Annotated in this window: 12 protein-coding genes; 5 read left to right on the plus strand and 7 right to left on the minus strand. The window is 72.7% G+C overall.

The window, feature by feature from the left end; translation table 11 throughout:
- Positions 1–154: 154 nt before the first annotated feature.
- The gene (gene glgB / locus ACFVGS_RS13270; RefSeq protein ID WP_384413476.1) at positions 155–2,437 is read left to right on the plus strand and encodes a 1,4-alpha-glucan branching enzyme; all 2,283 of its coding nucleotides are present in this window, start codon (positions 155–157) and stop codon (positions 2,435–2,437) included.
- Positions 2,438–2,440: 3 nt separating this feature from the next.
- On the opposite strand, the gene ACFVGS_RS13275 is transcribed toward glgB, so the two are convergent.
- On the minus strand, positions 2,441–4,681 hold the full coding sequence (locus ACFVGS_RS13275; protein WP_384413479.1) for a HelD family protein: 2,241 nt from the start codon (positions 4,679–4,681) through the stop codon (positions 2,441–2,443).
- Between the two features lie 118 nt (positions 4,682–4,799).
- Between ACFVGS_RS13275 and ACFVGS_RS13280 the strand changes: the two genes are divergently transcribed.
- Positions 4,800–5,189: a DUF6817 domain-containing protein gene (locus ACFVGS_RS13280; RefSeq protein ID WP_385692530.1), complete on the plus strand. Its 390-nt coding sequence runs from the start codon at positions 4,800–4,802 to the stop codon at positions 5,187–5,189.
- Between the two features lie 187 nt (positions 5,190–5,376).
- Positions 5,377–6,612, plus strand: a complete 1,236-nt coding sequence (thrS, locus tag ACFVGS_RS13285) for a threonine--tRNA ligase (RefSeq protein WP_385692531.1) — start codon at positions 5,377–5,379, stop codon at positions 6,610–6,612.
- On the opposite strand, the gene ACFVGS_RS13290 is transcribed toward thrS, so the two are convergent.
- From ACFVGS_RS13290 to ACFVGS_RS13310, 5 genes are all read right to left on the minus strand, one after another.
- A complete protein-coding gene (locus tag ACFVGS_RS13290; RefSeq protein ID WP_385692532.1) occupies positions 6,609–7,601 on the minus strand; it encodes a nucleotidyl transferase AbiEii/AbiGii toxin family protein in 993 nt (330 codons plus the stop codon). The genes thrS and ACFVGS_RS13290 overlap by 4 nt on opposite strands.
- Positions 7,598–8,173: a hypothetical protein gene (locus ACFVGS_RS13295; RefSeq protein ID WP_384413490.1), complete on the minus strand. Its 576-nt coding sequence runs from the start codon at positions 8,171–8,173 to the stop codon at positions 7,598–7,600. Before ACFVGS_RS13295 ends, ACFVGS_RS13290 begins: the two co-directional genes overlap by 4 nt.
- A gap of 49 nt (positions 8,174–8,222) precedes the next feature.
- Entirely contained in the window at positions 8,223–8,555 is a 333-nt protein-coding gene (trxA, locus tag ACFVGS_RS13300) for a thioredoxin (protein ID WP_384413493.1), read from the minus strand.
- Positions 8,556–8,560: 5 nt separating this feature from the next.
- Complete coding sequence (locus ACFVGS_RS13305; protein ID WP_384413495.1) at positions 8,561–8,983, minus strand: MerR family transcriptional regulator; 423 nt, start codon at positions 8,981–8,983, stop codon at positions 8,561–8,563.
- Between the two features lie 78 nt (positions 8,984–9,061).
- The gene (locus ACFVGS_RS13310; RefSeq protein ID WP_385692533.1) at positions 9,062–9,583 is read right to left on the minus strand and encodes an Lrp/AsnC family transcriptional regulator; all 522 of its coding nucleotides are present in this window, start codon (positions 9,581–9,583) and stop codon (positions 9,062–9,064) included.
- A 44-nt stretch (positions 9,584–9,627) separates the two neighbouring features.
- On the opposite strand from ACFVGS_RS13310, the gene ACFVGS_RS13315 reads away from it, so the two are divergent.
- On the plus strand, positions 9,628–10,545 hold the full coding sequence (locus tag ACFVGS_RS13315; RefSeq protein ID WP_384413501.1) for an NAD-dependent epimerase/dehydratase family protein: 918 nt from the start codon (positions 9,628–9,630) through the stop codon (positions 10,543–10,545).
- A complete protein-coding gene (locus ACFVGS_RS13320; RefSeq protein ID WP_384413504.1) occupies positions 10,545–11,426 on the plus strand; it encodes an aldo/keto reductase in 882 nt (293 codons plus the stop codon). The genes ACFVGS_RS13315 and ACFVGS_RS13320 overlap by 1 nt, the downstream gene beginning before the upstream one ends.
- A gap of 172 nt (positions 11,427–11,598) precedes the next feature.
- On the opposite strand, the gene ACFVGS_RS13325 is transcribed toward ACFVGS_RS13320, so the two are convergent.
- Positions 11,599–13,014, minus strand: coding sequence for a cation:dicarboxylate symporter family transporter (locus ACFVGS_RS13325; RefSeq protein WP_385692534.1), 1,416 nt, complete (start codon positions 13,012–13,014; stop codon positions 11,599–11,601).
- Positions 13,015–13,084: the final 70 nt, after the last annotated feature.

Genomic DNA, 13,084 nt, shown 5'->3' on the forward strand with positions numbered 1-13,084 from the left:
CCCGCCTGCGGGGCACCGGACGGGGCCCGTTCGGCCGAGTGTCCGGTGCGCTTCCGGCGCCGTTGCGCTTGCGTGGAATCCGCCGGGTGCGCCCGGTGGACTCCACCCACCCCCCTCTGCCCATCCCCCTCTCCCCCCTCCAGGAGGCATCCCCGTGACCGCCCGATCCGCAGGCAGGACAGCCCGCAAGCCGAAGACGCCCGCTCCCCGGGCGGAGGCCACGCCGGACCGGGCCGCCGTGCGCCAGGCGCCCCCGCTCGACCCGGGCGACCGGGCCCGGCTGCTCGCCGGTGAGCACCACGACCCGCACGGGCTGCTCGGCGCGCACCCGGTGAAGGGCGGGATCGCCGTGCGGGTGCTGCGCCCGTGGGCGAAGTCGGTCGCCGTGCTGCTCCCCAAGGGGCGGCGCGTCGAGCTCCACGACGAGGGCGACGGCATCTTCTCCGCCCTCGTCCCGCTGCTGCGCAAGGTTCCCGCGTACGAGCTCCGCGTCCGCTACGACGGCGACGAGCTGGCCGTCGACGACCCGTACCGCTTCCTGCCCGCGCTCGGCGAGCTCGACCTGCACCTGATCGGCGAGGGCCGCCACGAGGAGCTGTGGACGGCGCTCGGCGCCCGGGTCATGACCCACCAGGGGGTGACCGGCACCCGGTTCACGGTGTGGGCGCCGAACGCCCGCGGCGTCCGCGTCACCGGCGACTGGACGTACTGGGACGGCACCGCGCTGCCGATGCGCTCCCTCGGCGCGACCGGCGTGTGGGAGCTGTTCGTGCCGGGCATCGGAGAGGGCGCGGTCTACAAGTTCGACATCGCCCGCCCGGACGGCTCGCACACGCTGCGCGCCGACCCGATGGCCCGCCGCACCGAGTGCCCGCCGAACACCGCCTCCGTCGTCACCGCCGACCACCACGTGTGGCAGGACGCGGAGTGGATGGCGCGGCGCGGCGCGCGGCCGCACCACGAGGCGCCGCTGTCCGTGTACGAGGTCCACCTGCCCTCCTGGCGGCCCGGCCTGACGTACCGCCAGCTTGCCGAGCAGCTGCCCGCGTACGTCCGCGATCTCGGCTTCACGCACGTGGAGTTCATGGCCGTCGCCGAGCATCCCTTCCACGGCTCGTGGGGCTACCAGGTCACCGGCTTCTACGCGCCGACGGCCCGCCTGGGCACCCCGGACGACTTCCGCCACCTGGTGGACGCGCTGCACCGGGCCGGGATCGGCGTCCTGATGGACTGGGTGCCGGCGCACTTCCCGCGCGACGACTGGGCCCTCGCCGAGTTCGACGGGCGTCCGCTGTACGAGCACGAGGACCCGCGCCGTTCGGCGCACCCGGACTGGGGCACGCTCGAGTTCGACTACGGCCGCAAGGAGGTGCGGAACTTCCTCGTCGCCAACGCGGTGTACTGGTGCGAGCAGTTCCACCTCGACGGCCTGCGGGTCGACGCGGTCGCGTCGATGCTGTACCTGGACTACTCGCGCGAGGGCGGCGAGTGGCTGCCGAACGAGTTCGGCGGCAGGGAGAACCTGGACGCGGTGGCCTTCCTCCAGGAGATGAACGCCACCGTGTACAAGCGCTGCCCCGGAGTGATCACCTTCGCCGAGGAGTCGACCGCCTGGGACGGCGTGACCCGGCCGACCGACCAGGTGGGACCGGGCGGCTTCGGCGGGCTCGGCTTCGGCATGAAGTGGAACATGGGCTGGATGCACGACTCCCTCGGCTACGTCGCGAAGGACCCGGTGCACCGCAAGTACCACCACCACGAGATGACCTTCTCGATGGTGTACGCGTACAGCGAGAACTACATCCTGCCGATCTCCCACGACGAGGTCGTGCACGGCAAGCAGGCCCTGGTGTCGAAGATGCCGGGCGACTGGTGGCAGCGGCGCGCCAACCACCGCGCCTACCTGGGCTTCATGTGGGCCCATCCCGGCAAGCAACTGCTCTTCATGGGGCAGGAGTTCGCGCAGGGCGCGGAGTGGTCGGCGGAGCACGGCCCCGAGTGGTGGCTGATGGACGAGACGTACCACTCGGCCGGCGACCACCGGGGCGTACGGGACCTGGTGCGCGACCTGAACACGGTGTACACGGCGACGCCGTCGCTGTGGGAGCGGGACACCTCGCCGGAGGGCTTCCAGTGGGTCGCGGGCGACGCGGTGGAGGACAACGTCTTCGCGTTCCTGCGCTTCGACGCGATCGGCTCGCCGCTGCTCGCGGTGTGCAACTTCTCGCCGGTGGTGCGGCACGACTACCGGCTGGGGGTGCCGGACACCTTCGCGGCCTGGTCGGAGGTGCTGAACACGGACGCGGTGCGGTACGGCGGCAGCGGCGTGGTGGCCACCGACCCGGTGAAGACCGAGTCGGTGCCGTGGCACGGCCGGGCGGCGAGCGTGCGGATGACGCTGCCGCCGCTGGCGACCGTGTGGCTCAGGCCGGCATGAGGCTCAGGCCCGCCTGATCACGCCCAGGCGCTGGGTGGCCCGGGTCAGCGCCACGTACAGGTCGTTGGTGCCGTGCGTGGCGCCGGCCCGGATGCCGTCCGGGTCGACGACGAGGACCGTGTCGAACTCGAGGCCCTTGGCCTGGCGCGGGTCGAGCAGGACGAGCGGCCGGGTCAGGTCGGGCTTCGGCCCGTAGGAGGCGCCGGGCAGGGCGGCGATCAGCTCCGGGTGCAGCGCGGCGGGCGCGATGACGGCGAGCCGGCCCTCGGGCCGCAGCTCCGCCGCCACCGCGTCGGCGGTCTCCTTCACCGGGTCCTCCACGGCGCGGTCCCAGGGCGCCACGCCCGTGGAGCGGACGGAGCTCGGCGGCTCGAACTCCGGGTCGTCCTCCCGGCGCACGTCCGCGGCGACGGCCATGATCTCGGCCGGGGTGCGGTAGTTGACGCCGAGCCTGACCAGCTCCCAGCGGTCCTCCACGTACGGCGCGAGGATCTCGTCCCACGCGCCGACACCGGCCGGGTCGCCGGTCTGCGCCGGGTCGCCGACCAGGGTCATGGAGCGGGTGGGGCTGCGGCGCATGAGGAGCCGCCACAGCATCGCGGAGAGCTCCTGGGCCTCGTCGACGATGATGTGCCCGAAGGCCCAGGTGCGGTCGGCGGCGGCGCGTTCGGCGGCGCTGCGGTGGTCGGCCTCCTCGTGCCGTTCGGCGAAGCGCTCGGCGTCGATGATGTCGTGCGCGGACAGCACCTCGGAGGCGTCCTTGTCGACCTCCTCCTTGTCCTCGAACTCGTAGGTGCGGGAGGCGTACGACACGTCGAGGACGCCCTGCGCGTACTGGATCTGCTTCTGCCGCTCGGCCTCCTGGGCGGCGCGGGCGGCGGAGTCGTCCTCGCCGAGCAGCTCGGCTGCCTCGTCGAGCAGCGGCACGTCCGCGGCCGTCCAGGCCGCGCCGTCGGCCCGCCGGATGGCCGCCAGGTCCTCCTCGTCGTCGAGGTGGGTGGGCTCGGCGAGGTAGTCGGCCAGGAACTCCTGCGGGGTGAGCGGCGGCCAGAGGGTGTCGAGGGCGGCGTGCACTTCGGGGTTGGCGGCGACGCCCTTGGCGAGGAGGGCCAGGTCGTCGGGGCCGAGGAAGTTGGGGCCGCCGTAGGGGTCGGCGCCGATGCGGTCGGCGAGCTGTTCGGCGAGCGCGTCGAGGATCGCGAAGACGAAGTAGGGGCGGGCCAGGTTGTGCGGCAGGAAGGTCTCGCGGGCCTTGTGGCGGGCCTCCAGGGCCATGTCCCAGTCGATGACCAGGTCGCCGTCCTCGTGCGGGACGATCAGCGGCTCGCCGCGCTCGGGCACCTGCTGCCGGTCGCGTACGGCGGCGGCCAGCGCCTCGGCCATGCGGAGCGAGCCCTTGACGGCGGCGGCGCGGGGAGTGTCCGTGCCGGTGGCGCGGACGCCGGGGAAGAGCTCGCCGGGGGTGGTGAGCAGCACGCCGGTCTCGCCGAGGGAGGGCAGGACGTTGCCGATGTAGCCGAGGAAGGCGGGGTTGGGGCCGACGATGAGCACGGCGCGCCGGGCGAGCTGCTCGCGGTGCGCGTAGAGCAGATAGGCGGCACGGTGCAGGGCGACCGCGGTCTTCCCCGTCCCCGGCCCGCCCTCGACGACGAGGACGCCGCGGTGCGGGGAGCGGATGATGGCGTCCTGCTCGGCCTGGATGGTCTGCACGATGTCGTGCATGCGGCCGGTGCGGGCGGCGTCGAGGGCGGCGAGCAGGACCTCGTCGGCGTCGCGGTTCTCGTGGCCGGTGCGGGTGGAGTCGTGGAGGTCGAGCACCTCGTCGTGGAGCGAGACCACCTCGCGGCCCTGGGTGGTGATGTGCCGGCGGCGCCGGAGGCCCATGGGCTCGTAGCCGGTGGCGAGGTAGAAGGGCCGGGCGACGTCGGCGCGCCAGTCGACGACGAGGGGCGTGCGGTGGGCGTCGTCCTCGCGGATCCCGATCCGCCCGATGTGGTGGTCGCGCCCGTCCCGGAAGACGAGCCGCCCGAAGCAGAGGCCGCTCTCGCCCGCGTTCAGGGCGGCGAGCAGGCCGGACTGTTCGGCGACGAGCACATCGCGCTCGAGCCGCGCCTGGGCGTTGCCCGCACCGGGCGTGCCGAGCGCCGCCGCGACACCGGCCTCGGCCTGGTCCCGCAGGTCGTCGAGTCGTGCGTAAAGCTCGGTGATGAATTTCTGCTCGTTCCGAAATTCTTCGGTTGACAATTCGACTCCCGGCGCGATACGGTACTTTTAGTGAAGTGCTCCGCGTTTCCGGTGCGCCCGGAAACGGAACTCACTAATATACGTGGAACATCACCCCGGCTGTCAATTCTAGTCCGGGGTGTTTTCGTGTCCCCATACGGACGGCTTCGCCGAAAGCCTGCTCCCCCTGGAGCGCCGGCCGGAGCTGGCGGCAGCGATCGGCGAGGAGGCGGAGAACCTGGTCCACTTCTACGCGAGCTGCGACCGCGACTTCTCGTACCCCGCACTGCCCGACCCGGCCGGCCCCTTCCGCGACCGTTTCACGGACGAGACCTTCACCCCGACCGACCGGCAGCGGGCGGACTTCGCCGAAATCACCGCGGCCAACGAACTGGACCTGGCGGCGGTGAACCCCGAATTCCGCACCCGCTGGGGAGACCCGCTGCTGCGGCTCTTCACCCGCTGGCGGCCGCTGCTGAGCGAGGCGGCCTTCGCCGACGTACGGAACGTGCTCGCACCGCGCGGATAACCGGATGCGGGGGCGGCCGGGGCCCTGCTAGCGTCCGGGGCATGAAGCGCGCTGCCGATCTCACGACGACGCCGGAGAGTGTCCCGGCGCGCTGACAGCTGTCTTTGTCCGAAGCCCCGGGGCGAGTGCCCCGGGGCTTCGTCGTGCCGGCCGGGGACTCGCCCACCCGTCGAAACGAGGAACGACCATGAGCGAGTCCCCGAACGCCGTCGACCACCGCAGGCTCGGCCGCGAGCTGGAGCTGTTCGACACCGATCCGCTGATCGGCGCCGGGCTGCCGTACTGGCTGCCCGACGGGGCCGCCGTACGGCAGGCGCTGGAGGAGTACGTACGCGAGGCCGAGCGGCGGGCCGGGTACCGGCACGTGTACTCGCCCGTGCTCGGGAAGCGCGAGCTGTACGAGATCTCCGGACACTGGGCGCACTACAGCGAGGACATGTTCCCGCCGATGGACGTCGGCGGGGAGCAGTTCGTGATGCGGCCCAGCCTCTGCCCGCACCATGCCGTCATCTTCCGCTCCCGCGCGCACAGCTACCGCGAACTGCCCTTGCGCATGGCCGAACTGGGCGGGATGTTCCGGTCCGAACTGTCCGGTGTCCTCGGCGGGCTCACCCGGGTGCGGGCCATCCAGCTCAACGACGCCCACATCTTCTGCACCCTCGACCAGGTCGCCGAGGAGGCCGCCGGCGCCCTCGAACTGATCCGGAAGGCGCACGCGGCGATGGGCATCGCGCCGGTCCGTCACCGGCTCTCCCTGCCCGGTCCCGGCGGCAAGTACGTCGCCGCGCCCGAGAAGTGGGAGCGGTCGATCGCCCTGCTGCGGGAGGTCCTCGACGCCTCCGGGCTCGACTACGAGGAGGCGGAGGGCGAGGCCGCGTTCTACGGGCCCAAGATCGACGTGGAGGTCGCCGACCCGGCCGGCCGCGAGTCGACCCTCTCCACCGTCCAGATCGACTTCCACCAGCCCGAGCAGTTCGACCTGCACTACGTCGGCCCCGACGGCGCCCGGCACCGCCCCGTGATGATCCACCGCTCCGTGATCGGCAGCGTCGAACGCGCCGTCGCCCACCTCGTCGAGCAGCACGCCGGGGCCTTCCCCGCCTGGCTCGCGCCGGTCCAGCTCGCCGTACTGCCCGTCTCGGACGACGAGCACGACGCCGCCGCCCGCCTCGTCGCCCGCGCCGCCGAACTCGGCCTGCGCGCCGAGCTCGTGGACCACGGACAGGGCACCCTCGGCGCCCGCGTCCGCGCGGCCCGGCTCGTCCCGTACCAGGCGGTGATCGGCGCGAAGGAGGCGGCCGACGACCGGGTGTCGGTACGGCTGCGGGACGGACGACGGCTGGACCCGATGCCGGTCGGGGAACTCCTCGACCGGGTGCGGGAGTTGGTGGACGGCCACGCGACCGCGCTGTGGGCCGGCTAGGGCGCCTCGAAGAGCGGGGCGAGCGCGGTGAGGAGGCGGGTGCCGAGGGCCCGACGGGCCTCGGGGTCCCCGGCGTCGTCGAAACCGTCCCAGTCCACCTCGCCGAGGACGGACTCGAACATGCCCAGGTTCAGCGGCTCGTTCCGGTAACCCGGCCACTCGTCCGCCTCGCGCAGCACCGTCTCCAGGAGGGCGAGGGGCATCGTGCACGTCTCGGCCAGCAGGACCGCGTCGTACAAGTCCTTGGCCTGGGGATACATGTCGCAGCTCAGCCACATGAGCTTCCAGGCCAGGGACAGTTCGCGGTCCGCCGCCATCAGTCGGACCCCGGCGACCTCGGTCGGGCCGGGCGGGGTCGGGAGGCGTTCCTGGAAGACGAAGTCGAGCTGGACCTGGCCGCCGGGCAGGCCGGGGGCCGTCCAGGGGACGACCAGACGGCGGCCCGGCACCCGCTCGTACGTCCAGATGTACTCGGAGGCGGCGCCGGTCGCCGAGATCGAGAGGTTCGTGCCCCGCTCCTCGGCGAGCCGCTCGGCGGCCTCGGCGATGCCGGCGAGCATGTCCGCGGTACGGGGCTCCTCGATGCGCCAGGTCTCGGGGACCACGACGAAGTCGATGTCCTTGGGCGTACGGGCGGCCTCGCCGAACCAGGCGGACATCAGCATGCTGCCGCGCAGCACCAGGGAGTCCGCCCACGGCGAGCCGGCGACCGCCGCGAGGACCAGGTCGAGGGCCGCGACGCGGGCCTTCTGCCAGCGGGCCCGCAGCGCCGGGTCCTCGATCACCATGTCGCCGGGCCCGAAGGCCCGGTCGAAGTGCTTGAGAGCCGGGTCGAAGACCTGGTGCCGCAGGGCGGCGTCGCCGATACCGGCGGTCAGGGTGCGCGGCAGCCCGTCCCTGCGGCGCTCGTAGTCGGCGCGGGACTCGCCCCGCGTGCCCGGCAGTCCCGCCGCCGGCCCGCCCTGCGTCCCGTCCTGTGTCCCGCTCATACGGCCTCCTCCAGCCAGCCCTCGTCCAACGACAGGTCACTGTCGGAGAGGACGAACTCCCGCTCCTCCGCGACCACCTCGTACCCCGCCCCGGCCAGCGCGGCCACCAGCCCGTCGCACGCCACGCCCGCCGCGTCCGCCGGCCCCGGGTGCCGCTGGGTGACGAAGCGCTCGTGCCGTCCGCCCGGGCCCGGGAGGACCCGGCGGGCGTTCCACGAGACGTGCGCGCCGTGCGGCACGACGAGGGCTTCGAGCCCGCCCCGGTCGTAGGCGGCGGGCAGCGCCAGCTTCAGATGGTGCTCGTAGTAGCCGCCGCCCGGGCCCGCGGGCTCCGCGCTCCACGGCACCGTCTCGACCTTGACCCGCACCGGCTCGAAGCCGGCGTCCCGCAGCCCCGCCACGACCTGCGGGTGACCGGTGCGGTCGGGCAGGGTCAGCATCGGCTGGACGGGCGTCCGGCCGCGGGCCAGGACGATGGTGGTGAGCTTCAGGCCCCGGTCCGCGGCCCAGCCGGCGAGCCGGTCCCGCTCGGCCTCGGTCCGGCACCGGACCGTCACATGCGTCTCGTACACCGGAGCGATTCTGGCAGAACGGCCGCGCCGCCTCACCCGGGTTATGGGGTCAGCGCAGATCCGACAGCTCCTCCAGGAGCCGGCGCTTCGGGCGGGCGCCGACCATCGACTTCACCGGCTCGCCGGCCCGGAAGACCAGCATGGTCGGCATCGACAGGACGCCGTACCTGGTGACGGTCTCCGGGTTGGTGTCCGCGTCGATCTGGACGACCTTCAGCCGGCCGGCCTCCTCCTGCGCGACCGCGCTCAGCACCGGCGCCAGCTGGCGGCACGGGCCGCACCAGTCCGCCGTGAACTCCACGAGGACCGGCAGGTCCGCGCCGAGCACCTCCGCCTCGAAGTCGGCGTCGGTCACCTCGGCCACACCCTTTGCTGCGATCATCTTCCTCACCCTCCCGTTTCGGTCCGCTCGTCGTGTCCGGGCGCGAGTTCGCACCGCGGCTCGGGCCCGCCCGCCAGCTCCGCCTCGGCGCGCAGCAACTGCGCCCCGACCTGGGCGCGCACGCGCTGCAGCTGGTCGATGAGCCCGTCGAGTTCGGCGAGCTTGCGCCGGTAGACGGCGAGGGACGCGGGGCACGCGTCGCCCGCCGGGTGGCCCGCGCGCAGACAGTCCACGAACGGCCGCGTCTCCTCCAGCTCGAACCCGAAGTCCTGCAGGGTCCTGATCTGCTGGAGCAGCCGCAGGTCGTCCTCGTCGTAGGTGCGGTAGCCGTTCTCCGTACGCCGGGCGGTGAGCAGGCCCCGGGACTCGTAGTAGCGCAGAGTCCGCGTGGTCGTGCCCGCCCGCTCGGCAAGCTCGCCGATTCGCATGCCTCCGAACGTAAGCCTTGACGTCCGCGTCAGGGCAAGCGGCGAACTCCCCGCGGGATTCCCGGGACGTCGGCGGGCTCAGGTCCCGGGCGGGAGCAGCGGTTTCCGTTCCACCGGTGAGGACAGCACGATCGACGTCGTGGTCCGGCCCAGGGCGGAGGACTGTTCCAGGATCTCCTCCAGGTGGACGGTGTCGGTCACCGCGACCTTGAGGATCCAGCAGTCCTCGCCCACCACGTGGTGCACCTCGCGGATCTCGGGGCGGGCGATCAGTTCGAGGGTGCGCGGGTGCTTGAGGTTGTAGCCGCCGTGCGGGTTGACGCGGATGAAGGCCTGGATGCCGTAACCGAGGCGGGCGGGGGCGATCTGCGCGCCGTATCCGGTGATCGCGCCGCAGGCCTCCAGGCGGCGGACCCGTTCGGTGACGGCGGCCGGGCTGAGCCGGACGCGGCGGCCGAGTTCGCTGAGCTTGATGCGGCCGTCGCTCTGGAGGAGGTCCAGGATCTGCCGGTCGATGGGGTCGAAGGCTCCTGCCGTCGTTTCGACGGTGGCCGGGCGCGCAGGCCGTGGTTCCTTCGGTGCGACCGCTTGGACTCCCATGTTTCCCCCTTCAGTCGGCGAGGCGACAACGTAACACTTGAGGCATGGAGATTCTGATCATCGGCGGGACGCGCTATTTCGGAAAGCGTCTGATCACGCGGCTGCTCGCCGCCGGACATCGCGTGACCGTTCTCAACCGCGGTTCCGTACCCGCGCCGCCGGGGACGGTTCCGCTGATTGCCGACCGCAATGACGAACCGGCGCTGGAAAGGGTTCTCGCGGGGCGGGAATTCGACGTCGTGATCGACCAGGTCTGCTACACCCCGCGCCAGGCGGACATCGCGCGGCGGGTCTTCGCGGGGAGGACCCGGCGTTATGTGATGACCTCGACGGTGGAGGTGTACGAGTACGAGGACTCGGCCGCTCCGGTCGCCGAGGGCGCCGTCGATCCGGCGACCGTCCCCGTGGACCTCGGACTGCCGTGGGAGGACCCGGAGTTCGTCGACGCGCACTACGGGGAGGGAAAGCGGCAGGCGGAGGCGGTGTTCGCGGCCGGCGCGGAGTTCCCGTGGGCCTCGGTGCGGGTGGCGCACGTCCTCGGCGGCGCGGACGACTTCACCGGCCGGGTCGGGCACTACGCGCGGCGGATCGCGGCGGGCGAGCCGATCGCGGTGCCTGCGGCGAACCGGGCGGCGACCTATGTGTACGTGGAGGAGATCGCCGCGTTCCTGGCGTGGGCGGCGGAGGCCGCGTTCACCGGGCCGGTGAACGCGCATTCCCACGGCCCGCTGACGACGGCGGAGATCTGCGCCGCGATCGAGGAACTGGTGGGCGGCCGGACCGTCTTCCAGGAGGTGGAGGTGGGCGAGGTGTCGCCGTTCTCCTTCGCCCGTTCGTACGCGATGGACAATTCTCGTGCGGAGAGCCTGGGATATCGCTTCTCGCATTCCTCGCAATGGCTGCGGCAGGCGATTTCCGAAACGGTCTCCGGGATCGCGGCGGACCGGAAGGCGGAGGCGTGATGCGGTACCGCACGCTCGGCGGCACGACCGTCGGCGCGATCGGACTCGGCGCGATGCCGCTGTCCATCGAGGGCCACCCCGACGAGGCCCGGGCCCTCGCCACCGTCCACGCCGCCCTGGACTCCGGCGTGACCCTGCTGGACACCGCCGACTCGTACCACCCGCCGGGCGGCGAGACCGGCGCCAACGAACGGCTCGTGGCCCGCGCCCTCGCCACGTACGGCGGCGACCGCGACGCGGTGCTCGTCGCCACCAAGGGCGGACGCGGGAGGAGCGCCGACGGAGGCTGGACCGTCGACGGCAGGCCCGGACACCTGCGCCGCGCGGCCGAGGCCTCGGCCCGGCGGCTCGGCGGGGACACCATCGGCCTCTACCAGCTGCACAAGCCGGACCCTGCCGTTCCGTACGCCGAATCCCTCGGCGCGGTACGGGAGTTGATCGACGCGGGCACGGTCAGGATGGCGGGCGTCTCCAACGTGGACCGCGACCGGATCCTGCTGGCCCGGGAGATCCTGGGCGAGCACCTGGTGTCCGTGCAGAACCGGTACTCGCCGGCGGTCCGTGACAGCGAGCCCGAACTGCGGCTCTGCGCCGAACTGGGACTCGCCTTCCTGCCCTGGAGCCCGCTCGGCGGCATCTCCCGCAGCTCGCTCGACGGAAGCTCCGCGCAGGAGGCGGACCCGCGCTTCGGCGCCTTCCACCGGGTGGCGCGGGCCCACGGCGTCTCGCCGCAGCGCGTCGCCCTCGCCTGGCTGCTGGCCCGCCCGGGCGGCCACGTCCTCCCGATCCCGGGCGCGAGCCGCCCGGAAACCGCGCGCGACTCGGCACAGGCCGCCGACCTCGCCCTCACGGCCGAGGAGCTGGCGGAACTGGACGCCTGAGCGACGGCGCGGACGCCGGGCGGGCGGATGCCGGGCAGGCGCCGCCGGGCAGGCGCCGCCGGGCAGGCGCCGCCACACGGAACGCCCCCTGCGCACGCTCGCGCACGCGGGGGGGCGTTCCGCTGCCGGGGCCCGGATCCGGCTCAAGACCCGGGACCCGGGGTCTGTCAGGTCAGACGCCGGCGCGGGCCTTCTCCTCGCCCTCGTCGGCCCGCTGGTCCGGGACGGCCGACTGGTCGCCGTGGCCGTCGTCGACCAGCGTCGTCTCGTCGAAGGGGACGCGGCCGGCCAGGACCTCGGAGACCCGCGCCTTGTCGATCTCCTTGGTCCAGGTGCCGACGAGGACGGTCGCGACCGCGTTGCCCGCGAAGTTGGTGAGGGCGCGGGCCTCGCTCATGAAGCGGTCGATGCCGACGATCAGGCCGACGCCGTCGACCAGGTCGGGGCGGTGCGACTGAAGGCCGCCCGCGAGGGTCGCGAGCCCGGCGCCGGTGACGCCCGCCGCACCCTTCGAGGCGATGATCATGAAGACGAGGAGGGAGATCTGCTCGCCGACCGACAGCGGGTCGCCCATCGCCTCGGCGACGAACAGCGAGGCCATCGTCAGGTAGATCGCGGTGCCGTCGAGGTTGAAGGAGTAGCCGGTCGGGACGGTGATGCCGACCACCGGCTTGGAGACGCCCAGGTGCTCCATCTTCGCGATCAGGCGCGGCAGCGCCGACTCGGACGACGAGGTGGACAGGATCAGCAGGAACTCGCGGCCCAGGTACCTGAGCAGGGACAGGATGTTCACGCCGGCGACCAGCCGCAGCAGCGTGCCGAGCACCACGAAGACGAACAGCGCGCAGGTCACGTAGAAGCCGATCATGATGACGGCGAGCGACTTCAGGGCGGCGGCGCCGGTCGCGCCGACGACGGCGGCGATCGCGCCGAACGCGCCGACCGGGGCGACCCACATGATCATGGCGAGGATGCGGAAGACCAGTCGCTGGATGTGCCCGATGCCGCGCAGCACCGGCTCGCCCGCCGAGCCCATCGCCTGGAGCGCGAAGCCCGCGAGGAGCGCGACGAGCAGGGTCTGCAGCACCTCGCCCTCGGTGAAGGCGGAGACGAGCGTCTTCGGGATGATGCCGAGGAGGAAGTCGGCGGTGCCCTCGCTCGCGCCCTCGGCCTGCTTGGCGCCGGCCTCGGCGAGGTCCTTGGTGAGGTGGAGGCCGGAGCCGGGCTCCAGGATGTTGCCGACGACCAGGCCGATGGCGAGGGCGACGGTCGACATGACCAGGAAGTAGCCGAGGGCGAGGCCGCCGACGGCGCCGACCTTGGCGGCCTTGCGCACGGAACCGACGCCGAGCACGATCGTGCAGAAGATGATCGGCGAGATCATCATCTTGATCAGGTTGACGAAGCCGGTGCCGAGCGGCTTGAGCTCGACGGCGACGCCGGGAGCCACGAAGCCGACGACGATGCCGAGCAGGACGGCGCCGATCACGGCCAGATACAGATAGTGGGTGCGGTCCCGTCTTGCGGCCACGGGGTCCTCCTCGTACTCAGGGTGTCCACGTCCCGGTGGATCCCCGCGACTATCCATCACGCCTGTGACCGGGGTCACGCTTGCGTACGTTTCGTTCACGGCCGACGGATCGACGGCGCGAATCCGG

The sequence above is a fragment of the Streptomyces sp. NPDC127114 genome, assembly GCF_042677525.1.
In the GTDB taxonomy this organism is placed as follows: domain Bacteria; phylum Actinomycetota; class Actinomycetes; order Streptomycetales; family Streptomycetaceae; genus Streptomyces.